This window comes from Actinomadura sp. NTSP31, from assembly GCF_041951385.1.
In the GTDB taxonomy this organism is placed as follows: domain Bacteria; phylum Actinomycetota; class Actinomycetes; order Streptosporangiales; family Streptosporangiaceae; genus Spirillospora; species Spirillospora napierensis.
Genome location: NZ_JBGNUT010000018.1, coordinates 112,545 through 137,646, shown reverse-complemented (window position 1 = coordinate 137,646; position 25,102 = coordinate 112,545). Strand labels below are relative to the sequence as shown.

At 70.6% G+C, this 25,102-nt stretch carries 23 protein-coding genes; 12 read left to right on the top strand and 11 right to left on the bottom strand.

Going from position 1 to position 25,102, the window contains the following annotated elements:
- Positions 1-92 precede the first annotated feature (92 nt).
- From ACA514_RS28490 to ACA514_RS28480, 3 genes are all read left to right on the top strand, one after another.
- Positions 93-854 (top strand): SDR family oxidoreductase, encoded by a 762-nt coding sequence (locus ACA514_RS28490; RefSeq protein WP_375044320.1) that lies wholly within the window; start codon positions 93-95, stop codon positions 852-854.
- A gap of 77 nt (positions 855-931) precedes the next feature.
- Positions 932-2,236 carry an erythromycin esterase family protein gene (locus ACA514_RS28485; RefSeq protein WP_375044319.1) on the top strand — a complete coding sequence of 435 codons (1,305 nt, stop codon included), beginning with the start codon at positions 932-934 and terminating at the stop codon, positions 2,234-2,236.
- Between the two features lie 112 nt (positions 2,237-2,348).
- Positions 2,349-3,626, top strand: a complete 1,278-nt coding sequence (locus ACA514_RS28480; protein ID WP_375044318.1) for an MFS transporter — start codon at positions 2,349-2,351, stop codon at positions 3,624-3,626.
- 301 nt (positions 3,627-3,927) lie between these two features.
- On the opposite strand, the gene ACA514_RS28475 is transcribed toward ACA514_RS28480, so the two are convergent.
- The 4 genes from ACA514_RS28475 to ACA514_RS28460 form a co-directional block, all read right to left on the bottom strand.
- Positions 3,928-4,320 (bottom strand): VOC family protein, encoded by a 393-nt coding sequence (locus ACA514_RS28475; protein ID WP_375044317.1) that lies wholly within the window; start codon positions 4,318-4,320, stop codon positions 3,928-3,930.
- Between the two features lie 109 nt (positions 4,321-4,429).
- Positions 4,430-4,594, bottom strand: coding sequence for a hypothetical protein (locus ACA514_RS28470; protein WP_375044316.1), 165 nt, complete (start codon positions 4,592-4,594; stop codon positions 4,430-4,432).
- 64 nt (positions 4,595-4,658) lie between these two features.
- Positions 4,659-6,296: a carboxylesterase/lipase family protein gene (locus ACA514_RS28465; RefSeq protein WP_375044315.1), complete on the bottom strand. Its 1,638-nt coding sequence runs from the start codon at positions 6,294-6,296 to the stop codon at positions 4,659-4,661.
- Positions 6,297-6,927: 631 nt separating this feature from the next.
- A complete protein-coding gene (locus ACA514_RS28460; RefSeq protein WP_375044314.1) occupies positions 6,928-7,278 on the bottom strand; it encodes a winged helix-turn-helix transcriptional regulator in 351 nt (116 codons plus the stop codon).
- A gap of 77 nt (positions 7,279-7,355) precedes the next feature.
- On the opposite strand from ACA514_RS28460, the gene ACA514_RS28455 reads away from it, so the two are divergent.
- On the top strand, positions 7,356-8,204 hold the full coding sequence (locus ACA514_RS28455) for an MBL fold metallo-hydrolase (RefSeq protein ID WP_375044313.1): 849 nt from the start codon (positions 7,356-7,358) through the stop codon (positions 8,202-8,204).
- Complete coding sequence (locus ACA514_RS28450) at positions 8,204-9,202, top strand: zinc-binding alcohol dehydrogenase family protein (RefSeq protein ID WP_375044312.1); 999 nt, start codon at positions 8,204-8,206, stop codon at positions 9,200-9,202. Before ACA514_RS28455 ends, ACA514_RS28450 begins: the two co-directional genes overlap by 1 nt.
- A 131-nt stretch (positions 9,203-9,333) precedes the next feature.
- On the opposite strand, the gene ACA514_RS28445 is transcribed toward ACA514_RS28450, so the two are convergent.
- Entirely contained in the window at positions 9,334-10,521 is a 1,188-nt protein-coding gene (locus tag ACA514_RS28445) for an MFS transporter (RefSeq protein ID WP_375044311.1), read from the bottom strand.
- 108 nt (positions 10,522-10,629) lie between these two features.
- Between ACA514_RS28445 and ACA514_RS28440 the strand changes: the two genes are divergently transcribed.
- Positions 10,630-11,472 carry a LysR family transcriptional regulator gene (locus ACA514_RS28440; RefSeq protein WP_375044310.1) on the top strand — a complete coding sequence of 281 codons (843 nt, stop codon included), beginning with the start codon at positions 10,630-10,632 and terminating at the stop codon, positions 11,470-11,472.
- Position 11,473: 1 nt separating this feature from the next.
- A complete protein-coding gene (locus ACA514_RS28435; RefSeq protein ID WP_375044309.1) occupies positions 11,474-12,232 on the top strand; it encodes an SDR family NAD(P)-dependent oxidoreductase in 759 nt (252 codons plus the stop codon).
- Here the strand turns inward: ACA514_RS28435 and ACA514_RS28430 are convergent, their stop codons facing one another.
- Positions 12,233-12,838: a TetR/AcrR family transcriptional regulator gene (locus ACA514_RS28430; RefSeq protein ID WP_375044308.1), complete on the bottom strand. Its 606-nt coding sequence runs from the start codon at positions 12,836-12,838 to the stop codon at positions 12,233-12,235. It abuts the gene before it with no gap.
- 111 nt (positions 12,839-12,949) lie between these two features.
- Between ACA514_RS28430 and ACA514_RS28425 the strand changes: the two genes are divergently transcribed.
- Positions 12,950-14,185 carry an FAD-dependent oxidoreductase gene (locus ACA514_RS28425; protein ID WP_375044307.1) on the top strand — a complete coding sequence of 412 codons (1,236 nt, stop codon included), beginning with the start codon at positions 12,950-12,952 and terminating at the stop codon, positions 14,183-14,185.
- Positions 14,186-14,654: 469 nt separating this feature from the next.
- Here the strand turns inward: ACA514_RS28425 and ACA514_RS28420 are convergent, their stop codons facing one another.
- Positions 14,655-15,185, bottom strand: coding sequence for a pyridoxamine 5'-phosphate oxidase family protein (locus ACA514_RS28420; protein ID WP_375044306.1), 531 nt, complete (start codon positions 15,183-15,185; stop codon positions 14,655-14,657).
- A 163-nt stretch (positions 15,186-15,348) separates the two neighbouring features.
- Positions 15,349-16,080 carry an SDR family NAD(P)-dependent oxidoreductase gene (locus tag ACA514_RS28415; protein ID WP_375044305.1) on the bottom strand — a complete coding sequence of 244 codons (732 nt, stop codon included), beginning with the start codon at positions 16,078-16,080 and terminating at the stop codon, positions 15,349-15,351.
- Between the two features lie 91 nt (positions 16,081-16,171).
- On the opposite strand from ACA514_RS28415, the gene ACA514_RS28410 reads away from it, so the two are divergent.
- Entirely contained in the window at positions 16,172-16,597 is a 426-nt protein-coding gene (locus ACA514_RS28410) for a MarR family winged helix-turn-helix transcriptional regulator (RefSeq protein ID WP_375044304.1), read from the top strand.
- A 69-nt stretch (positions 16,598-16,666) separates the two neighbouring features.
- On the opposite strand, the gene ACA514_RS28405 is transcribed toward ACA514_RS28410, so the two are convergent.
- Together ACA514_RS28405 and ACA514_RS28400 are read right to left on the bottom strand one after the other, a co-directional pair.
- The gene (locus tag ACA514_RS28405; RefSeq protein ID WP_375044303.1) at positions 16,667-18,310 is read right to left on the bottom strand and encodes a class I adenylate-forming enzyme family protein; all 1,644 of its coding nucleotides are present in this window, start codon (positions 18,308-18,310) and stop codon (positions 16,667-16,669) included.
- A gap of 73 nt (positions 18,311-18,383) precedes the next feature.
- Positions 18,384-19,016 (bottom strand): TetR/AcrR family transcriptional regulator, encoded by a 633-nt coding sequence (locus tag ACA514_RS28400; protein WP_375044302.1) that lies wholly within the window; start codon positions 19,014-19,016, stop codon positions 18,384-18,386.
- A 166-nt stretch (positions 19,017-19,182) separates the two neighbouring features.
- On the opposite strand from ACA514_RS28400, the gene ACA514_RS28395 reads away from it, so the two are divergent.
- From ACA514_RS28395 to ACA514_RS28385, 3 genes are read left to right on the top strand one after another with little or no spacing between them, the layout of a single operon-like run.
- Positions 19,183-20,685, top strand: a complete 1,503-nt coding sequence (locus ACA514_RS28395; RefSeq protein ID WP_375044301.1) for an MFS transporter — start codon at positions 19,183-19,185, stop codon at positions 20,683-20,685.
- Positions 20,686-20,729: 44 nt separating this feature from the next.
- Complete coding sequence (locus tag ACA514_RS28390) at positions 20,730-23,456, top strand: family 78 glycoside hydrolase catalytic domain (RefSeq protein ID WP_375044300.1); 2,727 nt, start codon at positions 20,730-20,732, stop codon at positions 23,454-23,456.
- Between the two features lie 11 nt (positions 23,457-23,467).
- Positions 23,468-24,457 carry an alpha/beta hydrolase gene (locus ACA514_RS28385; RefSeq protein WP_375044299.1) on the top strand — a complete coding sequence of 330 codons (990 nt, stop codon included), beginning with the start codon at positions 23,468-23,470 and terminating at the stop codon, positions 24,455-24,457.
- 79 nt (positions 24,458-24,536) lie between these two features.
- Here the strand turns inward: ACA514_RS28385 and ACA514_RS28380 are convergent, their stop codons facing one another.
- Complete coding sequence (locus tag ACA514_RS28380) at positions 24,537-25,016, bottom strand: carboxymuconolactone decarboxylase family protein (RefSeq protein ID WP_375044298.1); 480 nt, start codon at positions 25,014-25,016, stop codon at positions 24,537-24,539.
- Positions 25,017-25,102 lie beyond the last annotated feature (86 nt).

Sequence of the window (25,102 nt, the reverse complement as noted above, 5' to 3'; positions counted from 1 at the left end):
TTAATCCACCCTTGCGTTCTTCGGCGTTGTTCCAGGTGACGGGACTCGTCGATCCTATCGGTCAGGCAATCCGCCTCATTCCGGAGGAATCAATGAGTAAGACGGCACTGGTGACCGGGGCTTCGCGAGGGATCGGCCGGGCCATCGCACGGCGGCTGGCGGCCGAAGACGCGCTGGTCGCCGTGCATTACGGCAGCAACGAGGCCGCCGCGCTGGAGACCGTGCGGCTGATCGAGAAGGACGGCGGCCGCGCGTTCCCGGTCCGGGCCGAGCTGGGCGTGCCCGGGGATGTGGACGCGCTGTTCGCCGGGCTGGAGGCGGGCCTTTCCGCGTGGACCGGCCAGGTACGGCTGGACATCCTGGTCAACAACGCCGCCATCAACACCGGCGGCCCGATCGACGCGATCACCCCCGAGGCGTTCGACCGGCTGCTGGCGATCAACACCAAGGCGCCGCTGTTCATCGTCCAGCGGGCGCTGCCGCTGCTCAACGACGGCGGCCGCATCGTCAACGTGACCACCGCGGCGACCCGGATCGCGATGCCCGAGGCGCCGTACGCGATGAGCAAGGCGGGCGTCGAGGTGCTCGCCCGCTCGCTGGCCCAGCAGGTCGGCGGCCGCGGCATCACCGTGAACGCGGTGGCGCCCGGACCGACGGTGACCGACATGAACCCGTGGATGCTCGGCAACCCCGAGGTCCAGCAGATGGTCGGCACCGGCAACGCCGTCCCGCGCGTCGGGCAGCCCGAGGACGTCGCCGACGTGGTGGCCTTCCTGGCCTCGGCGGCGGGCCGGTGGGTGACCGGCCAGGTCATCGACGCCTCCGGCGGCTGCTTCCTCGGCCCCAAGATCTGAGCTGTCGACCGTTCACCGCCGGGCTGCCAGCGCAGCCCGGCGCGCTTCGTCACACGTCACTGACAGGAACCCCGTTCATGAGAACCGTGATCGCCGCCCTTGGTCTCGCCTTGGCCGCGACCGCCACCCCGGCCTTCGCCGACACCGACACCAGCACCGACGTCATTGCCGCGCTCGACACCGCGGCCAAGCCGCTCACGCGTGACCTGGACGCCTTCGGCGCCATGGTCGGTGACGCGCAGGTGGTCGGCGTCGGCGAGGCCACCCACAGCAGCGCCGAGTTCTACACGCTCAACCAGCGGCTGCTGCGCTATCTGGTGACCGAGAAGGGGTTCACGACCTTCGCGCGAGAGCTGAGCTGGAGCACCGGCGTGCGGCTCAACGATTATGTGCTGGACGGCAAGGGCGATCCGCGCGCCATCTTCCGCGATGAGGTCAAGGGACCCTACGACCTGTTCGACAACAGCGAGTTCCTCGGCCTGGTGCAGTGGATGCGCTCCTACAACGCCACCCACGCCCGCAAGGTCCAGTTCATGGGCGCCGACCTGCTCTACCCGGGCGACATCCTGTTCGACAAGGTCCTCGGCTACGTCAAGCAGCACCATCCCGACCAACTGGACGAGTTCACCAAGCTGTACGACGGTCTCCGGCCCACCACCAAGAACGCGGGCGAGTACATGGGGCAGGCGCTCGCCGTCCCCCTGGAGAAACGGCAGGACTACGCCAAGCGCGCCGCTCAGGCGCTCCAGTCGCTGCAGAAGCAGGGCGCGGACGGGTGGGTGGTGCAGCACGCCCGCGCGTTGTCGCAGACCTTCACCGACTTCGCCTTCGACCAGAGCACCGCTGAGGGCCGGCGCGAGGCCGCGCTCTACCGGGACACCGTCCTGGCGGACAACGTCGCGTGGTGGAACAGGACGACCGGCGCCAAGATCCAGGTGTCGGGGCTGAACGCACACCTCAGCTACACCCCGATCGACACCACGTACGTCCCCGGCCCGATGGGCGGGCTGCTGCGCAAGCGGCTCGGCGACCGTTTCGTGACCGTCGGCACCAGCTTCGACCGCGGCGGCTACAACTACACCTCGGCCGAGGGCGACTGCCCGAAGCCCGCCGAACGGCCCATGACCTGTAAGGGCTCGGTCGAGGCCGCACCTTCCGGCTACAACGAGTACGTCCTGGACCAGGTCCGCTACCGCGACTTCATCCTCGACACCCGCACGACGCCGCCGGCGGCGAAGCAGTGGCTGGCCCGGCAACGGCCCACCCGGGTGATCGGCGGCGGCTTTTGGACACCCGAGCAGGCATTCCAGGCCTCCCTCGGCAAGTCCTTCGACGTGGTGATCCACTTCCACTCGGTCAAGGCCGCCCACCTGCTGCCATGAACCACAGAGAGCACGGGGTGCGCGCCGTCGAGCGCGTGCCCCTCTCCGCCGCCGTGAACGGGATCGCGCCGTTCCGGCCGGCCCTGGGCCAGCAGATCGAGGGGAATGCCAATTGATCCCGAAGCTGACCGATGATACGGCGAAGCCCCCGACCGGGTTCGGGCGACTGTGGACCGCGCAGACCGTGTCCTCGCTCGGTGACGGGGTGACGCATGCCGCGCTGCCGCTGCTGGCATTGACCGTGACGCGGAATCCGATGGCGCTGGCCGCCGTCACGGCGGCCGGGACGCTGCCCTGGCTGCTGTTCGGAACGCTCGGCGGTGCGCTGGTGGACCGCTGGGACCGCCACCGCACCATGTGGGTCGCGGACGTGGCGCGCGCGGCGCTGCTCGCGATGGCCGCGGCAGCGGCAGCGCTGGACGTGCTGAGCACCGGGCTGCTCGCGGCCGTCGCCTTCCTGCTCGCCCTCGGCGGTCTCTTCTTTGATACGGCCGCCACGGCGTACCTGCCCGATCTGCTCGGCCGCGACCCCGCACTCCTGCAACGCGCCAACTCCCGCCTGCGCGGCGCCCAGACCGCCGCGTCCGGCTTCGCGGGACCACCTGCGGGCAGTGCGTTGCTGGCGCTCGGGCGGGCGGTCCCGCTGCTCACCGATGCGGTGTCGTTCGCGCTCTCCGCCCTGCTCGTACGATCGCTGCCCACCGTGCCGCGGCCTGCGGCAGCCGCCAGCGAGTCACTGCTGCGCCAAGCCCGAGCCGGGGCCTCATACGTCTTCCGGGACCGGCTGCTGCTCGGGCTCGCGCTCCGCCCGGCGGTCGGGAACATCGCCTTCGTCGCTGTGGAGACCGTCCTGGCGCTCTTCGCGCACGAACGTCTCGGGATCGGCGCCTTCGGTTTCGGCCTGCTCCTCACCGCGGAGGCCACCGGTGGCCTGCTCGGCGCGGGCATCGCCTCCTTCCTCGGCCGGCGACTCGGCACCGGCACCGCGTTGACCTGCACGGCCATGGTCGAAGGAGTGGCCGTCCTGGGGCTCGCCGCCGCCCCGAACCCCTACGTGGCCGGGCTTGCCCTCGCCGTCTGCGGGGCGGGCATGGGCGCCACGATGGTGCTCGCACCCTCGCTGCGGCAGGCGGTCGTCCCGGCCCACCTGATGGGCCGGGTCACCTCCACTTCCCGCATGCTCGCCATGTGCGCCGCCCCGTTCGGCGCCGTGCTCGGTGGCTGGCTGGCCACCACCTACGACCTGCGCACCCCGCTCTACACCGCCGGCGGCCTCCTCCTGGCCATGACCGCCGTCACGGCCACGATGACCAGCAACCGCCGAGTCGAGACGGCACTGCGCGACGCCGCCTCGGCCAGCGAACCGGCTCCTCCACCGGTTCCCGCATGAGCCCCTGACCGCAGGCTGTTAGCCGGGCTGAACGTGCATTGATCGTCGATGTGCCATCTCTTTTTCCTGCCTCGAAGGAGTCTCAACATTCCCTCGCTGGAATCGGTGAGCTTCGCCGGTGATACGGCACGCTCGCCGATCGTCTCTTTCTGCCGATGGAACAGCCCGGACGACAGCGGTCAACGGCTCGTGGTCCTCACCGCGGAACCGAGGACGCCGTCCAACGACGCACTCCGCATCCTGCTGACCTGGGCGCCGCAGGACGGCCCGGCTCCGATCCCCGGCGCCTGGTTCTTCGCGGTCACCGGTGGCAGACGACTTCCAGAGTGACGCCGTCGGGGCCTTCCCAGAACGCGGCGTAGTAGGCGGGGCCGTACTGCGGGAACTCCTGGGGCTTGTGGAGCACGTTCGCGCCCCGCTCGACCGCCCACTCGTGCAGTCGATCCACCTCCTCCCGCGTCTTCAGCATGAAAGCGAGATGCTGGAGACCTGGACGGTGGCGCGAGTAGTCGCCGTCCTCCAGCGCCGGATAGAAGAACAGGTACGTGCCTGGCTTCCCGCCGGCCGGACGGTAGGAGAACTCGTCGTCGGTAGCGAAGAAGCTTTCGAAGCCGACCAGCGGCATGAACTCGTCGTAGTACGCCTTGGCTCGGCCAAGGTCCCGGACATTGACGCCAAGGTGACCTAGGGGCATCTGGCGATCATAGGCACCGCGCAGTGGCGGGCGCCGGCCGCCATTTGATCGTCCGAGCCGGACGGGCCGGCGGCGGGATTGTCCCTGCCGAGAGCCTCGTACGGGCAGGTCAAGCGGCATGTTCGTACTCGTTGAGGATTCCGCCCAGCCGTTGCCTTGCGGCGGGTGTGGTGCTCGATGACCGCCAGCACCACCCCAGGACGGCGACGGCCGCCACCGCCCAGAGCCGCCAGGGGCCGTTCCAGCCGACGAACGGCAGGAGCACCAGCCACATGACGCTGAGAGCGGTTAGCGGTTCGCCGGGGCCATCCCTGGGTGGGCGGGGGCGTGTCACGCGATCAGTTATCGATTGACGCCCAGAATATGCACTGATGTTCCTGGGTGAGATCCACTGACCCGATCACGCTCGGCGCCAGCGATTGGACGTGTTCACCCGCCTTAAATAGCGACCATTTCGGCAGATTGCGACCATTCGGGTTTCCCGTATGTGCAAATTGGCTCCAGTAGCGCATCATCTGGTCGGAGAGCCGGCGTTGCACTGTTGTCGCCGGGCCGGGAAGCTGGTCGTCGTCGAAGAGGTACTGCAGTTCGCCACCGTGAAACGCGCCGGTGGGAAAGTTCGGCTTCGGCAGGGTGGTGAACCACGGGACGTTCTCATCGCCGAATTCATAAGCGTAGACGGGGGCGTATGCGGACAGCGCGCGGTTTCGATCAAGAACGGGGCAGGCCCACGCCCAGTCCGTCACGACGGCGGACAGCGCCTCGCCGGCGGAGTGAAAATGATCGCTGGGGTATCGAGCCAGGATCCGCGCGGCGTCGGTCGGCCCGAAGAGCGTGTGGATTTCATCCTGGTAGCCGGCCTCGGTCGTCTGCTTGCCGGTCGCCGCCTCGATGGCGGCGGTGAATAGGCGATGTTCATCGCGCGTGGTTCCTTGGATGATCGACACGCGATTGAAGCGGCCTGTGGCGAATGCCTTTTGCGGGCTGAGGGGAAGCACGCCGCCCCCCGTTGTAGGCCCGGATCCGAGGCCGTTGTCGGACCACTTGGCGAGTTCCTCCGCTGGTTTGGCGCGCAGGCAGGCCGCGGCTGCACGGACATTGGAACAGCCGAGTTCGGAGGCGACGTCGAGTCCGTGCTGTTCACGCTCCGTGCGCGGTAGCGGGAACCAGGTCGGCGGACCCGGCGACCATTTCTTCCCGGTGCATTCCGCGCTCTGCACGATCGCCTTATGAAAGAGCCCCGCTGAGCTGGGGGCCGCCAGATGGGAGCAGACACTTGTACCGCCGGCCGACTCGCCGAATATGGTGACGTTTGCCCGATCACCACCGAATGCCGAGGCGTTGCGCTGGACCCATCGCAGCGCGGCCTGCTGGTCCTCAAGCCCGAAGTTGCCGGAAAGATGCCGGGCCGCGCCGTGGTCGAGGGCGGGATGTGCAAGGAATCCGAAGATGCCCAGACGGTAATTGGGTGACACCACGATCACGTTGCCCGTGCTCGCCAGACGCTGCGCGTCATAGAGGCTGCCGGCACCGTTGATGAAGCCGTTGCCGTGGATCCACACCATCACCGGCAGTTTGCGAGCGCTGCTGCGGCGGGGCGTTGTGACGTTGAGGTAGAGGCAGTCCTCGGTATTGCTGGCCTTGTCGATCAAGCCCTCCGCTTGCGCGCACCGGTTGCCGGGCTTGGTCGCGTCCCTGATTCCTGACCACGATGCGACACGCCGGGGGGATGCCCAGCGCAGCGACCCGGTCGGTGGGGCCGCGTACGGGACCCCCTGGAACAGCCGCGTGCTCGCGGCGAGCGTGCCGCGTACGGCGCCGGCTTCAGTTGAAATCACCGTGGAGTAATCGTGGCTCGTCCCGGCATGGTTCGCCGGCGTGGCACCGGTCGCTCCGGCGCATGCCGAGGCGCCGAAGAGCACCGCTGCGGCGAGACCGGCCTTCGGTAGCGATCGTCGAGACACTGCATCAGGCACAAGGCCTCCTAAGGGGAGAGTGAAAAGACAGGAGGCATCCGCACCGACCACGCCCGATCACTGCACGCCGGAGAAGAGCAGCCCGTCATGCGAGCCGACCAGCGAGCCTCAAACGAGGCGAGACGACTCGTCTTGTCTTGGTTCAGAGGCTGGCACATCGGCCCCACAAGGTCAAGACAAGTCGTCTCGTCTCGTCAAGGCCGACAGCGATGGAGGACGACGGCGGTACGGCATGTAGGCCATGCGACCTGCGAGTATTTACTGATCAATCCGCCAGGGACGAGCGTCGTCCAACCCGAGCCGCGCCGGCTCGCCTACCGGTGCCACCGGATCCCGTGGTCGCCGATGGAGTGATGAGCACGGCCTGCACGGCCTGCACGGCCCGGCGATAGCGTTTACCGAAGATCAGCATCCGGTCGGCGCACTCGCGGCCCCTCCATGGCTATCCGGTGCTTGCCGAAAGCTACGTCCGCGCAGGTCAAGTGAGGCCACCGGCGAGGAAGCCACAAGATCACCAACGGCCCCGTCGGCTCGGCGGTCCGAAACGGATCGGCACGCGGCGGTATGGAGCAGCAAGAGATGCCCCGGTATGCATTTCTTGGCCCGGCGGATGAGATTGAGGCTGATGACGTCAGGGCTCGGCCGGAAGTTCGATCCACTCCAGCGCCCACTGATTGAGGTCGAGCAGGACCCGGCCGAGCGCGGCGCCCTTCTCGGTCAGCCGGTAGTCGATCCGCACCGGAGTGGTGGGGTGCACGCTGCGCTCGATGAGCCCGTCGGCCTCGAGGTCCTTCAACCGCTGCGACAGCAGCTTGTGAGTCATGTCCGGGACGGCCGCCGCGATGTCGCTGAACCGGTTGGCGCCGCCGAGCAGCGCACGCAGCACGGTCGCGGCCCAACGGCGGCCGATCATGTCCATCGCCGCGGCGTAGTACGGGCAGTACGGCCGGAGGTGTTCGACGTCCAGTCGGCGATGTGACATGATCCACTCCCTCAGCCTTCTATCTTTAAGATACCTTCCATCTCAAAGATACAAGATGATCCAGTAAGGAGCAGGCTATGCCCGAGTCGAGTACGGCGGCGCTGTCGTACGAGGTGTTCGTGTCCGAGCCGGTTCCCACCACCGGCACGCTGCCGACCGGGGCGCGGCAGCAGTGGTCGCCGATCTCGACCACCCTCGTCTCCGGCGGCGCCGACGCGGTCCTGGTCGACCCGCCGTTCACGGTCGAGCAGACCCGCCGGGTCGCTGACTGGGTCGAACACTCCGGCAAGCGGCTGACCCACATCTACATCACCCACGGCCACGGCGATCACTGGTTCGGCGCGTCACTGCTGGCCGAACGCTTTTCCGGGGTGCCGGTCCATGCCACCGAGGGCACCATCCGGCTCATGCACCAGTCGGCGACCGGGCGGCGAAAGGCGTTCTGGGACAACCTGTTTCCCGGACAGCTCCCCGACCTACAGGTGTCCGCACAGGTGCTCCCGGCCGACGGCCTCACCCTGGAGGGGCACCTGCTGCATTCGATCGAGGTCGGGCACAGCGACTGCGACGATTCCACGGTGCTGCACGTGCCGGCGCTCGGACTGGTCGTCGCCGGTGACGTCGCCTACAACAACGTGCACCAGTATCTCGCCGACGGCGGGCTCGACGGCGGCATCGACGCCTGGCTCCGCGCCATCGACACGGTGCGAGCCCTGCGGCCGGCCGCCGTGGTCGCCGGTCACAAGGACCTCACCCGCACCGACCATCCAGGCATCCTCGACGAGACCGCCGAATACCTGCACACCGCCCGCCGGGTGCTCGCCGAAAAGCCCACAGCGCAGACGTTCTTCGACGAGATGACTCATCGGTACCCGGACCGGCTCAACCCCGGCACCGTCTGGCTCAACGCGCAAAGGCTGGCCTGATGCGCGCCGTACGCTTCCACGAGTTCGGCGAGCGAGACGCCCTGCGGATCGACCGGCTGCCACAGCCGCGACCGGACGCCGAGAGCGTGGTGATCCGCATCGCCCGTGCCAGCGTCAGCCCCCTCGATGACAAGGTCCGCACCGGTGTCCTGCCTCCGTCGATGCACAAACCGCTGCCGCTGGTGCCCGGAGCCGGCGCCGTGGGCCGCGTGGCGGATCCCGGCACGTCCGGGCATGCGCCCGGTGCCCGCGTCCTGCTATGCGGCTGGGGCTACGGCACGACACGCGACGGCACCTGGCGGGAACTGGCGGCCGTCCCGCCAAGTCACCTCGTCCCCATTCCCGACGGCGTCAGCGACGACGACGCCGCGGGCCTGGTAGCCGGAGCGGGGTATCTGACCGCATGGCTGGCACTGACCAGGACCGCCCGAATGCGGCCGGGCCAGGTCGTCCTCGCACCCGGGGTCTACGGCGCGGTCGCCTACGCCGCCGCTCAGGTGGCTCCGCTCCTCGGCGCCTCCCAGGTCATCTCCACCGCCCGCGGCGCCGACCGCCTCGCCGCCGTCCCACCCGTCGGCAACCTCGCGGTCATCGACCTCGAGCACGAAACGCTGAGTGCCGGAGTCGCACGGTTGACCGACGGCGCGGGGGTGGACGTCGTCCTCGACGGCCTCGGCGGCGACCTCACCGGTCCGGCACTCGGCACGCTCCGGCGGGGAGGAGTCCTGGTCAGCATCGGCTACACCGCCGGAACGAAGGCCGCCATCGACGTCACCGACCTCATCTGGAAGACCGCGCGGCTGGAGGGCTTCCTGTTCACCGCTTTCACCCAGCAGGAACTCGCCGACACCTACCGCACCCTGCTGGAGCATCTCGCCGCCCGCACCATCAAGCCCGCGATAGACCGGATCTATCCGCTGGAACAAGCCGCCGAGGCCCAGAGACGCGTCATCGACGATCGTCCTCTCGGCAGGGTGCTCCTCGATCCCCGAATTTGAGCCCGCCTCATCACCGAAATGGCAGCGGCATGGTTCGCTGCTCTCCCGAGCGCTCACCGCCGCCGGCCGCCGGCGCCTGGTCCGCCCGGCGGGCCGCTCACCGGGCCCGCTGGGCCCGTTCAAGCGGCTGATCAGTGCACATGAGTCGCATCCGTTCTTCGCGCCGACTCGCGATGAGCCGAAGCGGGCGGCCGCGACGACGGACGGCGAAGGGACAGCAGGAACCCGGTCAGCGCGGCGGCGAGTCCGGCCAGCCCGGCCGCCGCGAAGCCGCCCGCCGGCACGGAGACGTCGATCGCCATCCCGACGACCGGGGCCCCGAGCGCGAAACCCGCACTCTGCGCCGAGGATTGCAGACCCGTCGCCTCACCCCGCACGCCGGCCGGCGCGAGCCGGCTCACCGCGTCGGCCACCGCTGAAAGGGTCGGCGCGGTGAGCAACCCGGTGCCGACAACGGCCACGCACAACCAGTGCCAGTCGTGGGCGAGCCCCGCGGGAATCGTCAGGAGCCCGAGCAGGCCGAGCAGCGACCATGTGGGCAGCGACCGGGACAGTGCGCCGTAGATCAGCCCGCCGGCGACGGAGGCCCCGCCGAGCACGGCCACGACCAGGGCGGCCCAGGACACCTGACCTGCTTCTTCGAGTGCGGCGACGATGGCGAGATCGACGCCGCTGAGCAGCGTCGTGGTACCGAACGCCATCGTCAGGACGGCGACCATGCCGACGCCCAGCCACTCCCGTCGCGGGGGCCGTCCGGCCGCGTCGGCATCCGCCTCGTCCTCGGCACGCAGCGGCGGGTCGAGCAGGGCGATCCCGGTCCCGCCGGCCACGATCGCGGCGCCGAGCCCCCACGCCACCACATGGGGGGACACCTTCGCGGCACACAGGACCACGACCGCCGGGCCCACCATGTACGACAGCTCGCCCTGCACCGACTCCAGCGCGAACGCGGCCCGGCGCTGTCCCGCCGTCGTCGTCGCGGCGATCGCCTGCCTGGTCACCGGCTGTACCGGCACCATCAGCAGACCCGCCGCGAAGGCGGCACCCAGCAGGGCTCTGTACGGCAGGATCGGCACGGTCAGCCAGAAAACGGCCTGCACGACGACGGTTACCAGCAGCACTGTACGCAGGCCCCGCCGATCGATCATGCGGCCGAGCAACGGCCCGCCCAACGCCAGCCCCGTGGTCAGAGCCGCCGCGACACCGCCGGCCGCCGTATAGCTCATATCGAGGCCCAGTACGACGTACATCGTCAGTGCCATCACGTCAGCCGTGATCGCGGTACGGGCGAGAAGGGAAACGCCCAATAGCGATGCCATCCCAGGTACGGCGAGTATCCGTCGGTATCCGGTCACTCGAGTGACGCTAGATCCTCCGTCTTGTCAGAGGTAGTGCTTCATTTGCTGGGGCTGACATAATGAAAAGTTATGGCCCAGGATCTCGAGACCGCGTTGCTGCGGTCCTTCGTCACCGTCGTGCGGGCCGGCAGTATCAGCCGAGCCGCGACCACGCTCGGACAAAGCCAGCCCGCGCTCAGCCAGCAAGTGCGCAAACTCGAGAGGGCCCTCGGCCGCCCGCTGCTCTACCGATCACCGTCCGGTGTTTCGCTGACCCGGACGGGCGAGGAGCTTCTGCCGTACGCCGAACGAATTCTGTCGCTCTCCGCACAGGCGCTCGCCGAAATCGGGCGCACGCTTACCGGCCGCTGCGGTGTCGGGTTGCTCGAAGACCTCGCTGCGTCGCAGCTTCCGCAGGCCCTCGCCGACCTCGCCCGAATGCACCCCGGCGCGACCCTGGAGGTGCTCAGCTCGTCCAACGCCGCGATGCAGGAGGCCTACGACACGGGCCGCGTCCAACTCGTGTTCAACGAGGTACCGGCCCTTCCCGGACCGCCGCGCTGGACGGTACGCCGCCCGCTGGTCTGGGCGATCGGCCAGGGTGTGGACGTGGCCGCCGATCCGCTGCAGGTGGTGCTGTTCTCGAACACGTGCTCCTGGCGTACGTCGGCGCTGGAAGCCCTGGAACGTGCCGATCGGCCCTGGCGGGTGGCGTTCGAAAGCAACAGCCTGGTCGGTGTGCTCGCCGCGGTACGGGCAGGGCTCGGCGTCGCGGCGCTCATGCCCACGAACCTCGAACCGGCGATGATCTGCCACGACGCGGACGCCCTGCCCACCCTGCCGGACGTCGAACTCGGCCTCGCACGGCACCCGCGCTCCGAAGGTGATCCGCTGATCGATGCCGTTGAGGCCGCGCTACGACGCATGATTTGAGTTGGAGTTCGCAGTCATGGAAGAGGGAGTCGCGCTCGTCACCGGGGCATCCCGAGGGTTGGGTGCCGTCATTGCGCGGCGTTTGGCCGCCGATGGCTGGGCTGTGGCCGTCGGATTCCGCTCCGGGGCCGATCAAGCCCGCCGAGTGGTCGAGGACATTCGCGCCGCGGGCGGCCGCGCCGAGGCGTTCGCCGCCGATGTCACCGAGGAGGCCGCCGTGACCGACCTGGTCGCGCAGGTGACGGACCGGCTCGGCACGGTGACCGTCCTGGTGGTCAATGCGACCGGCCCGCAGCCGGCGGTCGCGGTGGAGGATCTGACCTGGGAGGCTCATCTGGACCAGCTGCGATTCTTCGTCAAGAGCCCGACGTTGCTGTTGCAGGCCGTCCTGCCTGGGATGAAGGCCGCTGGAGGCGGTCGCGTCATCCAGATCGGCTCTGACATCTTCGAACGCGCCCTGCCTGGCATGTCCGCCTATGTCGCGGCCAAGGGCGCCCAGATCGGCCTGACCCGCTCGTGGGCGCGGGAGCTGGGTCCGTCGGGCATCACGGTGAACCTCGTCGCCCCCGGCTGGATCCCGGTCGAGCGGCATGCCGAAGCCGGCGCCGAGGACTTGGCCGCCTACCGGGCCGGTGTCCCCCTCGGCCGGATGGGCACGCCCGACGACGTCGCCGCCACGGTCTGTTTCCTCGCCTCCGACGCCGCCGCCTTCATCACCGGAGAACGCATCACCGTCAACGGCGGCCACACCATCGACTGATCAGACGTCCACCCCGCCCAGGACCCCGTTGACCATGTAACCGGCCAGAGTGCGTGCGGTGTCGGGGGTGACCGCCTGCGGGGGGCCGGTCACGAGGGTGAACAGGGTGCCGCTGTAGAGCGTGATGAGAGCCTGCACCTGTTCGGGGTCGGTGTCGAAGCCGAGGGTGCGATGGTGGCCGATGGTGGTCTCCACCGCCGCGGCGGCGAGGCCGGACAGCACGTCGCCGAGCGCGGGAGAGCGCGTGGCCTCCAGGGCGAGTTCGAAGACGGCCTGGAAGCGCGTCCGCCGGAGGGTCGCGGCGCGGTACAGGGACTGACCGATGAGGTCGGCGAGCCCCTCCCGGTCGATCGCGGCCGGGAGGGAGCCCGCGCCCGCCTGCACGTCCTGCCGCATCTCCTGAAGATGCAGCTCCACGGCGCGCCGGGCGGCGGCCTGCAGCAGACCGTCCCGGTTGCGGAAGTAGTTCGACGCGGTGCCGGCCGGGACGCCCGCCACGTCGTCCACGGCGCGGTGGCTGAGCTGGTGAATGCCGCGTGTGCCGAGGATCTCGATCGCCGCGTCGGCGAGGGCTCGTCGGCGGAGCAGGTTCTCTGGAGGCGTCACCCGTCCTGACTTACCAGAACCGGGCCGTGCAGGCCCGCGGAGGGGTGGTCGCACTTCACCACTGCTCTAATAGTACTATTGAAGCAGTGATAAGCGAGCTGGGGAGTGTCCATGACCGAGCAGTCGACCGCGACGGTGATCGGCGGCGGGATCGCGGGGCTGGCGTCCGCGACCGCCCTGGTACGGGCGGGGTGGCGGGTCACCGTCCTGGAGCGGGCCGCCGACTTCACCGAGGTCGGCGCGGGCGTGGCGATCACCCGCAACGGCATGGCCGCCCTGGCGGCCCTCGGAGCCGACGAACCGGTCTGGGCGGCCGGCCACCTGACCCGCACGGCCGGGTCGCAGAACCGGCGGGGGCGTTGGGTTCTGCGTTTTCCCGACGTGCCGGTCGAGCAGAGCCCGGCGACGTGGCTGTGCGCCGTGCACAGGCGGCGCCTGCACGCCGCGCTGCTCCAGACGGCCGGCGACGCCCGCCTGGTGAACGGCGCCCGGGTCACCTCCGTCGAGCCGGGCGCCGCGGGGGGCGCGCCCGCCAGGGTCACCTGGACTTCGGCGGAGGGCGAACAGACCATCGAGTCCGATCTCGTGGTGGCCGCCGACGGCGTGCACAGCACCGCCAGAGCGCGCTTGTTCCCCGGCGTCCGGGCCGAGTACGCGGGCGCGACGAGCTGGCGCGCGGTGATCGAGGACACCGAGATCGTCGACGACCGGTACATCGCGGTGTGGGGACCGGGCATGGAGTTCGGCGCCCTGAGAATCAGTGCCACCGAGGTCTACTGGTACGGGTACTTCCTCGCACCCGCCCACACGGTCTTCGATGACGAACTGGCCGCCGCCCGCGAGATGTTCGCGGGCTGGCCCGCGACGGTCACCGCCACCCTGGCTGCGACCGGAGCGGACGACCTGATGCGCCACGACGTCCACCACCTCCCCGGAGGGCTGCCGACCTACGTGTCCGGGCGGGTCGTCACCGCCGGTGACGCGGCCCACGCCATCCTTCCCACCGTGGGTCAGGGAGTGGCCGGCGCCTTGGAGGACGCCGCCTGCGTGGGGCGGCTGATCGCGCAGCCGGTCGCGGCGGGCGCGGCCCTCGCCCCCACGCTGGCCGCCTACGACCTGGCGCGCCGCCCCCGGTGCCGGAAGGTCGCCCGTCAGGCGATCACCATGGCGCGCATCGGTTCACACCTCGGTGGCGGCTGGCGCCAACCCGTACGTGACGCCCTCCTCCGGCTCGTGCCGACCGGACGGTTCGCCGGCAGCGGCCTCGCCGGGCGACTCGTCGGCTGGACTCCGCCGCCTGCCCCGGCCCTCGCCACGATCCAACCGCCCCCAAGCCGGCCTTACTGAACCCCGCCCGCGCCGCCAATCCATCGGTGCTCACGCAGAGACCCCACCGTCGATCGTGCCGGGGAGACGCGGCGGACCGGCTCTCCGCGCGGGACAGGCGAACCGGGCGCTCCGCTGTCATTTGCCCCGGCGGGGACGCGGAGGGGTGCGCCGATGCGCGCAGGGCACGCCGTTGCGGCAAGGGCGCCCGCGGCGCCGACTTGTTCTTTCCGCGCGTTCAGCCGCACGTTGGTTCGCGGTGCGGGGGTGGGACGGCCGGTACGGTCCGGGCCATGGCACAGCGTCTTGGGCCCACGTGCCTGGCCTGCGGGAGCAGACCCGGCCGACAAGCTTGACCCCTTCCAGACACCGCATCTGGGCCCCTCGTTGTGCAGGGTGTTGGTGGCCGGCGAGGTCTTGCCGCTGGTGCTCACTCCGGTGAAGGCGGCGAGCCGGCACGTGGCCGGCCTGATACGGCCCGTGCCGCTGATCAGGACCGGGACACCGCAGTGAGCTTGCTGATATCGGACGCGTAGACGCTCATCCAGTGCGGATGCAGCCGGTAGTAGACCACCTCGTTGTTCCAGTCGAAGGAGTCGGCGCCGTAGAAGTCCTTGAAGTAGGCGAGCAGATCCGGCCAGTCCGCGGCCGGCTCGCCGTGCTGCGGATTGAGGATCTCCACCGTCCCGTGCGTGAACACGCCCAGGTCTTCACCGCGCATGTGCGCGGCGCTGACGGCCGGGCGGACGGCCAGGTGCCGGGCCTTCACGGCGCCGCGCGCTGTGCCGAAGTGCCACTTGCCGTGCAGGAAGTGCCCGTCCACGCCGCTGATCCGCGGTTCGCCCTTCGCGGTCACGGTGGACAGGGCCAGGGTGCACATGCCGGTGAGGACCCCGGTGAGCTGCTCCGCGGTCAGTGTCCTCTCGGCGCTGATGATCGAGCGGAGGTGAGAGGAGGCGCGGGACAGAGAGGCGTCCAGCAGTGCCTGTAGCTCTTTGAGATCTTCTCGCGTTTCGCGCATGGAGCTCCTTGTTCATCCGTAGGGCTCGGTCTATGCCCACTTCGGCGCCGACCGGAGAACCCATGGTCGCCCTGAAACCTGACATCTTCCGTCATGTTTTCTCCATCCTCCGGACATCGGCCGGTTCTCGCGCGCCTTCCAGGCCTGACCCGGCGCCGGCTCCTTAGATCATCCCTCCGGCGGCGTTGATGGTCTGGCCGGTGATCCATCGGCCGGCGTCGGAGGCCAGGAAGGCGACGATGTCGGCGATGTCGGCGGGTTCTCCCAGGCGGCCCAGCGGTGTGCGGGCCTTGGCGTCGTCGATGACCTGCGGGGGCACGGTCGCGATGACGTCGGTGCGGGTCAGGCCGGGCAGGACGCTGTTGACCGTGACGGATCTCGAGCCCACCTCCCAGGCCAGCGTGCGGGCGAGCTGGTCGCCGGCGGCCTTGCTGGCGGCCAGCAGCGCCATGCCGGGCAGCGGCGCGGCGGTCAGCGCGGACGAGATCAGGATGATCCGGCCGTGGTCTCTGATGTGCTGCGCGGCCTCGCGCAGCGCCACGAACGTGGCCCGCACGTTGGCGTGCAGGTACTGGTCGAAGTCGTCATCGGTGGCGCGGGCCAGTGGCACGGCGGTTGCCGTGGCCGCGTTGTTCACCCACACATCCACCCGGCCGTATTGGCTCTCCGCCGCATCGAACAGTTCCCTGACCGCCTGCGGGCGGGTGATGTCGGCCTGGACCGCGGTGGCCCGCCCTCCCGCGTCCTTGATCTGCGCCACCGCCCGAGCGGCCACCTCCTGGTCGCGGGAGCCGATGACGACGCGCATTCCCGCCGCCGCGAGCCGCTCGCTGATCGCCCGCCCGATGCCGCGCGATCCGCCGGTGACGACCGCGACCCGATCCTCGACACGCATGACCCCTCCAATTAGTCGATTCCATCGATAGTCCATAGCATCGACTAATTTGGTCGAGGGTGTCAACTGTCCAGGCAGTAGACTGTCTCGCATGGCCGCCGCATCCGATGACGAACTCGTCGAGACGCTGATCGGCGTCTTCATGGAGATCGACGGCTTGTTCAGCACGGCCAGTCGCGGCCTGCGCCTGACCCCCCAGCAGGCCCAGTTGCTGTGCTTCGCCCAGCACCTGCGGCCGTCCTTCGGTGAGCTGGCGACCCTGCTGCACTGCGACAAGACCAACATCACCGGCCTGGTCGACCGGCTTCAGCGACGCGGCCTGCTCACCCGCCAGCCCGACCCCGACGACCGCCGGATCAGCCGCGTCCACCTCACTCCCGAAGGCGAGGCGGTCACCGGCCAGTTCCAGCAGGCCATCAACACCACCTTGACCGCCCGCTTCAGCTCCTGGCCCCCCGCCCAACGCGACAGCCTCGTTCACCTACTCCAATCCGCCACCACAGAACTACGCCGCTGAACCGAAGCCTGTCCCCTGCGGCTGATCAAGTCCTGCGCCAGAGCCCGCTCTTCCTGGAGGTGCCGGCGGTCAGGCCGTGTCCGACGGTGAGGCCGCCCCATCGGCCGCTCGGCGCCGCAGCTCCGCGCGCTGGACCTTGGACGACGCGGTGAAGGGCAGGTCATCGACGATGTGCCAGCGACGGGGCACTTTGAAGTTGCTCAGGCGGGCGCGGCAGTGCGCCTCAAGCCGTACGGGGTCGGGGATCGCACCCGGCGCGGGCACCACGAAGGCGACGACCAGCTCGCCCCATCGGTCGTCGGGCGCCCCGACGACGGCGGCGCGCGCGACCTCCCGGTGCCCGGCGATGACCTCCTCCACCTCGTCCGGAGCGACGTTCTCGCCACCGGACTTGATCATGTCCTTCAGCCGGCCGACGATCCGCACGCACTCGCGGGCGTCGACCACGGCCAGGTCCCCGGTGTGCAGCCAGCCGTCGGCGTCGATGGCGCGCGCGGTGGCCTCCGGGTCATCGTGGTAACCGTCGGTGAGCCGCGCGCCGCGGACGAGCAGCTCACCGGGCTCGCCGGCGGGCAGCACCCCGCCACCGGCATCGACGACGCGGACCTCGGTGCCGGGAAGCGGGCGTCCGACCGACGTCCGGCGCACTTCGGCGGAGTCGGTGAGCGGGGCGGTCAGCAGCGCGCTCCCGCACGTCTCGGTCATGCCGAAGGTGGTCGCCAGCGGTGCACCGAAAGCGGCTTCGACCGCCTCCACCCGCGCCGGCGTGACCGTCGATCCGCCTGTGAACACCACGCGGAGGCCCGCCAGGTCGCAAGCGCCGAAATCGGGGTGGGTCATGAGCAGGTCGAGCAGGGTGGGGGCGGCCGAGAGCAGCGTCGCCCGGCAGGTCTGTACCGCCTGTAGCACTGCGGCGGGTTCGAAGGGAAGCACCACGTGCTCGGCTCGCTGCCACAGCGCGCCCATGACCCCGAGCACGTTGCCCGCGGTGTGGAACAGCGGCATCGGATTCACCCAGACCCCGCCCTCGGGCAGGCCGATGCGGTGCGCGAAGGCATGTCCGGTGAGCGCCATGCCCTTGTGCCGGATCCGGACGCCCTTGGGCCGGCCGCTGGTGCCGGAGGTGAACTGGATCTGCGCGAGCGAATCGGGAGTGACGTCCGGCAATTCGACCGGATCCGCCGAAGGCAGCGAGTCCGGGCCGGCCTTGAGCTCGATCACCTCCGCTGTTCCGGCCCCCTCGCGGCCCAGGCCCGCGCTCGCGTAGAGCCGGGTCGCGCCCGACAGGCGCAGCGCGTGAGCCAGTTCCGCCGGACGCGATCTCGGGTTGACCGGTACGAGCACCAGCCCGGCAAGGGCGGCGCCCAGTTGAAGCAAGACCGCCTCGGCGCCGTTCGAGAGCAGGGTCGCGATCGCGGTGCCCGGGCCGTGATTGCGCAACAGTCCGGCGGCCACGGCCTCCGCGTCACGCAGGAGCTGTGCGGCCGTCCAGGTTCGCCGGGAGCTGTGCGGCTGCAACGCGGTGAGGACGGTGTCCGCGGGCCCGATCCGGGCGGCGCGGCGCAGGACGTCGCCGACCACGAGCTCCTCGATCGCGGGACTCGGGCCGCCGGTGAGCTGCGAGATCATCGAAACGCTCCGTACGGCGGTGGACCGGGGGCAACGGGTCGTACAGACGCGGACATTAAACGCCGCATTGTCGAGCGTCAACATAATGTCGAGCGTTTCGGGCGCCGGGCCGGTTTCTACCGCCGCCGCTCCGCGTGGGTGAGCGTGAATGGCCTGGTCACAGGCCGTTCCCGTCCGGGGTGATGGTGCGGGCGATGCGGTCGGCGTGGACGCGGACGGCCTCGGCGAGGTCGAGGGCGCCGCCGGAGATGACCCATTGGAGCTGCAGCCCGTCGCTGACGGCGATGCATTCGCGGGCGATGGCGGTGCAGTCGGTGTCGGCCCGCAGGGTCCCCCGCTCGACGCAGCGCCGCAGCAGCTGGGCGAGCTCGTCGACGGCGCCCTGGTACCGCTCGGCGAAGACGGCGTGGGCGGCGCTGGTGGGGTCCGCGGCCTCGGCGGAGGTGAGGACGAACAGCTCGATGAGCCCCGGCTCGGTCAGGTGGCGCTCGGTGGCCGCGACCATGGCGTGCAGCACCTCGGGCCCGGTCGCGTCCGGCGGGAGCCGCGCCCACCACTGCGCCTCCGAGGTGAAGCGGTGTTCCATCACGGCCAGGAGCAGGTGCTTCTTGCTGCGGAAATGGTGGAGGAGGCCGCCTTCGGTGATGCCGACGTCCTCGGCGATCCGGGTCAGCGCGGTGCGGTGGTAGCCCTCCCGGGCGAATCGTTTCGCGGCCGCTTCCACGATCTTGCGGCGGCGGTCGACGCCGACCGCGTAGCTGCCGCGCGGTCCTCGGGTCCTGCCGGTCATGGGGTTCACCGTAGCGAGGCGGTGCCGTGAAGGCGCCAGGGCGGCCGGACGCCTTCGCCGGTCACTGTGACCTGGATCACTCTCCGAAAACCTAGCGCACTATGTTTTCGCTGCATATCGTCACCGCAACGCCGCGCACCTGCGGACATCCCACCCCGGAGCGACCATGAGCACTTCGCCACCCCCTGCCTCTCGACCTGCCCGAACGCCCGGTGAGGGGGAGGGCGCCGCCCCCGTCCGGGATCGCTGGAGCCGCCGCGAGCTGCTGACGCTGGCGGCGCTGGTCTGGCCCGGCCAGCTCCTGGTGGTGGCCGGGATCATGGCCGCCAACGCGCAGCCGCAGATCGCCCAGCACTTCCACACCACGCAGATCGCCTGGTTCGGTCTCACCTTCACCCTCGTCACGCTGCTGGCCATGCCGTTCGCCGTGCGCCTGGGCGACGTGCACGGCAAGCGCCGCGTCATGCTGATCCTGGCCGCGGCGGGCCTGCTCGGCGACGTCGTCACCGTGCTGGCGCCCGACTACGCGGTCATGCTCGCCGGCAGGGCGATCGGCGGCCTGTACGGACCGGTCGCCGCGCTGGTGCTGGCGACCATCCGCGACGTCTTCCCGCCCCGGCGGGTGGCGGTGGCGCTCGGCACCGTGGCCGGCTCGGTCGGGCTGCTCAGCCTGCTCGCCCCGCTGATGTCCGGCTGGCTGCTGGACGCGTTCGGATGGCAGGGCGCCCTGTGGTTCCTGGTCGGCTCGACGGTGCTGGCGATCCTCGCGCTCCTGGCGGTTCCCGAGACGCCGCGGCGCGCCCCGTCCGGACGGTTCGACTGGGCCGGCGCGGTCCTGCTCGGCGGCGGCATGGCCCTGCTGGTCTTCGGGATCGGCCAAGGCCGGGACTGGGGCTGGACGTCCGCCGGCGTACTCGGCTCGATCATCGGCGGGACGGTCGTGCTGGCGGCGTTCGCGCTCGTGGAGCTCAGGGTCGCCGATCCCGTCCTGGACCTGCGGATGCTGCGCCGCCGCGCCGTGGCGAGCGTCCTTTGCGGGTCCGCCGTCCCGCAGGCGGCCTACTTCGCCTCGGCCTCCATCCTGATCTTCCTCGCGCTCTACCCCCGGATCCCGCACGTCTCGGACGGCCTCGGCTGGTCGGTGACCCGCAACGCGGTCGTCGGCATCCCGGCCGGGCTGATCACCTTCATGGCGGGCGTCGCCGTGGGCCATGCGGTCCGCAAGATCAGCCCGCGCGCGGTGTGGTACGCGAGCCTGGCCGTCCTCGCCGCCGGGATGGTGCTGGCGGGCCTCTACCATCGCGACGTCACCGAGATCATCGCCACCGGCCTCGTGATGGGGCTGGGCGGCGGCATGCTCATGGCCGCCCAGCAGGCCATGATCGTCTCGGCCGTCGGGCCGGAGGAGCAGGCCGTCGCCAACGGGATGTCCGCGCTGCTGACCCAGGTGGCGCTGGCCCTGAGCGGGCAGATCCTCTACGCCGTGCTCGCCGCCGACTCCACGTCCTTCAAGGGCACCGCCTTCTACCACGACCGGGCCTTCACCAACGCCTACTTCACGATGGCGGGGATCGTCGCGCTGGGGCTGCTGATCTCCTTCGCCATCCCGCGGCTGCGGCGTCCCACCGAAGCCGCCTCCGGTCCGGCCGGCGACATCCGCACCGCCTGATCGCCCGTCCGTCCCGACATCACCGACCGCCGACAGGAGACACCGTGCCCCCCGCCAACCCCACCCACCTGCGCGTCGAGCACCTGGACCGGCCGCTGGGCATCGACGTGCGCCGCCCGCGCCTGTCCTGGCGGCTCCCGCACGGCTCCAAGAGGCAGCTCGCCTACCGCATCAGGACCGGCGGCTGGGACTCGGGACGGGTCGACTCCCCCGTCAACACCTACGTCCGCTACGGCGGACCCGCCCCGGGTTCCTCCACCCGCATCGCCTGGCAGGTCAAGGTATGGACCGACCAAGGGGAAAGCGACTGGTCCGAAACCTCCTGGTGGGAGACCGGCCTGCTGGACTCCGGCGACTGGCGGGCACGCTGGATCGAACCGGCCGAGGCGGCGCCCGCACCCGCCGGCCACCGCCCGGCCCACCTGCTGCGCCACACGTTCGTCCTCGACAAGCCCGTCCGCCGCGGACGCGTCCATGTCACCGCACACGGCGTCTACGAGTTGTTCCTCAACGGCCACCGTGTCGGCGACATGGAACTCACCCCGGGCTTCACCGCCTACCGCTCCCGCCTCCAGGTGCAGACCTACGACGTCACCGACCTGCTCGCGGTGGGCGGCAACGCGCTGGGCGCCGTCCTGTCCGACGGCTGGTTCCGGGGACGGCACGGCTTCGCCCGCGAGGCCGACGGCTTCGGCACCCGCACCGCCCTCCTCGCCCAACTCGTCGTCGACCACCACGACGGCACCACGACGACCGTGGGCACCGGTCCCGGTTGGCGCACCGCCACCGGCGCGATCACTGCGGCCGACCTGATGGACGGCCAGCAGACCGACCTGCGCGAGCACGACCCGCGCTGGGCGACACCCGGCTTCGACGACACCGGCTGGACGAACTCCACATCGGTCGAAGGCGGGCTGTACGACGATTTCGCGCGCCTCGCCGGTACCGTCGCGCCGCCCGTCCGGCGCGTCGAAGAGATCCAGGCCGTCTCGGTGACCGAACTCCGTCCCGGACGGCACGTCATCGACCTCGGCCAGAACATCAACGGCTGGATGCGGCTGCGCAACCTCGGCCCCGCCGGAACCCGCCTCACCCTGACGCACGGCGAGGCCCTGGACGAGCACGGCGACGTCACCACCGACAACATCCGCGCCTTCGACTGGACGACCCGCCGCCCCTTGCCCGCCGGGCAGATCGACACGGTCGTCTCCGCGGGCCGCCCCGGGGAGGTCTTCGAGCCGCGCCACACCACCCACGGTTTCCGGTACGTCCGCGTCGAAGGCCACCCCGGCCCGCTCACCTGCGATGACGCCACCGGCATCGTCGTCCACACCGACCTGGCCCGGACCGGCTGGTTCTCCTGCGACGACGAACGGATCGACCGCCTGCACCAGGCCGCCGTGTGGAGCCTGCGTGGCAACGCCTGCGACGTGCCCACCGACTGCCCGCAGCGTGAACGGGCCGCCTGGACCGGCGACTGGCAGGTGTTCGTGCCCGCCGCCGCCTTTCTCTACGACGTCGCCGGGTTCACCGCCAAATGGCTCCGGGACCTCGCCGCCGACCAGTGGACGGACGGCATCGTCCCCAACTTCGTCCCCGACCCCGCCGGCGAGCAAGGCCGCCGCGCCTCACCCGAAGGCGGCCTGAACGGCTCGGCCGGCTGGGGGGACGCGGCCGTCATCGTCCCCTGGGAGATCTGGCGCGCCTACGGCGACCTGGACCTGCTGCGCGAGCAGTACCCGTCGATGCGCGCCTGGGTCGACTTCGCCGCCGCGCAGGCCCGCACCCGCCGCCACCCCGACCGGGCCGCCGCCCGCCCGGACGCGGCGCCGCACGAGGAGTTCCTGTGGGACACCGGCTTCCACTTCGGTGAGTGGCTGGAACCCGGCGTCGCCCCCGACCTCGACCCGGCACGCGACCGCGGCGACGTGGCCACCGCCTACCTGCACCGTTCCGCCGACCTGCTCGCGCGCACCGCCGCGCTCCTCGGCCACCGCGACGACCAGGCCCGCTATCGGCGCATCGCCGACGGCGCCCGCGCCGCCTGGCGGAACGAGTACCTCGCCGCCGACGGCACGACCACCCCCGACACGCAGGCCACCCTCGTCCGCGCCCTGGCCTTCGGGCTGATCCCCGACCACCTGCGCGGCCGCGCCGCGGACCGGCTCGCCGCCCTGGTCCACGCCGCCGGAACCCACCTGACCACCGGCTTCCTCTCCACCGGGCTCCTGCTTCCGGTGCTCGCCGACAACGGCCACCTCGACCTCGCCTACGCACTGCTGCGGCAGGACTCGTCCCCCTCCTGGCTCGCCATGATCGACAAGGGGGCGACCACCATCTGGGAGGACTGGGACGGGATCGACGGGCAAGGACGTCCCCAGATGTCCTACAACCACTACAGCAAGGGCGCCGTCGTCTCCTTCCTGCACCAGTACGTCGCCGGCATCCGCCTTCCCGAGGCTCCCGACGAGGACTCCGCCGGATATCGGCGCTTCGTCATCGCCCCGCAGCCCGGCGGCGGCCTCACCTCGATGTCGGCCCGGCACGACTCCCTGCACGGCCCCATCCGCAGCCAATGGACACTCGACCACGGCATCTTCACCCTGACCGTGGAGGTCCCGCCCGGCACCGAAGCCGAAATCCGCCTGCCGGACGGCACCAGCACCGCCACCGGCCCTGGAATCCACACCTACCGCACCGACCTCCGCCTGTTCCGTGAACCCCACCCTCGCGGATCGCAGATGACCACGTCCTGCCCGGCCGCCCCCTGATGGAGACCCCGATGAACAGCCCCTTCACCTCCTCCTCCGCCTCGCGGGACACGAATCACCGATTCCACCCCGTGCTCGCCCCCCGCCTGCGGGCACTCGCCGACGACCCGGCCCAGGCCGTCACACCCGAGGCATTCGCCGGCCTGTTCGCTCCCGCGGGACCGCCGGAGGACTGGGACCTCCTCCTCGACGACCGCGCGATCCCCGGGCCGGGCGGGCCGCTCCCAGTGCGCGTCTACCGTCCGGCGGCCGATGCGTCCGAGCGGCCGTGCCTGGTGTGGATGCACGGCGGAGCCTTCGTCTTCGGCGACCTGGACATGCCCGAGGCGCACGAGGTCGCGCGCGGCATCGCCGGCCGCGCCGGCGCCGTCGTCGTGTCGGTCGACTACCGCCTGTGCGTCGGCGGAGTGCACTTCCCGGCCCCGCACGACGACGTCGTCGCGGCCTACCGCTGGGTGCGCGACCACGCCGGCGACCTCGGCGTCGATCCCGCCCGCATCGCCCTCGGCGGGGCCAGCGCGGGCGGCAACCTCGCCGCCGGCGCCGCACTGCGCCTACGCGACGAACACCAGACCCTCTGGCAGGTCCTGCTGGCCTACCCGGTACTGCACCCCGAACTGCCCGAACCGTCCACCGAACTCGCCGACGCCCTGGCGACGATGCCGCCGGGCCTGCTCTTCGCCCCCGAGCAAACCCGGCAACTGAATGCCGGCTACCTCGGCGGCCCCACCGAGACCGCCTCGCCGTACGCCTTCGCCGGGCTCTGCGACGACCTGCGCGGCTACCCGCCCACCTACATCGACAACGACGAGTTCGACAGCCTGCGCAGCAGCGGCGAACGCTTCGCCGACCAACTGCACGCCGCCGGAACCGACGTCACGCACGTCACCTCGCCCGGAGTCGTCCACGGCCATCTCAACATCGTGGGCCTCGACGTCGCCCACGCCACCCTCGACCGGATGGCCGCGCGCCTGAGCAAAGGCCCGCACCCGCACCAGTGACCACGCTCGCTCGACGCGCAGACGGGCGGCATCACGACCACCCCCTGCGAGTCAGCAGACCCTGCGTTTCGGCCGCCGGTCAGTTCACCGTGGCGGCGAACATACCGGGCTCGTACGAGCCGCCCGGGTTGTGCACGATCACGTTCATCCGGGTGGCGGCGTTGATCAGAGAGACCACGCAGACCAGCGCGCCGACCTGGTCATCGTCGTAGTGCTTGCGCACCTCGGCCCAGGTCTCGTCGGAGACGCCGCGGTCGCCGAGCAGGGTGCCCTCCTCGGCGAGCGCCAGTGCGGCCCGCTCGGCGTCGGTGAACACGGTGGTGTGCCGCCAGGCGGCGACGAGGTGGAGCCGGAGCGCGGTCTCCCCGGCGGCCGTGGCCTCCTTGGTGTGGACGTCGACGCAGAAGCCGCAGCCGTTGATCTGGCCGACCCGCAGCTCCACGAGTTCCCGCAGGGACTTGGGCAGCGTCGCCCCGTCCAGGGCCGCCGCGGCGGCGTAGAACCGCTTGGCGACCTTCGCGCCGGTCGGGCTGTCGAGCAGGTTGAAACGAGGCTCCACGATGCTTCCTCACTGTGTGCTGGTCACGACGTCCGCAGGATTTCCGGCAGCGCGCCGCGCCCAGACGAACGATACGTACCGTACCG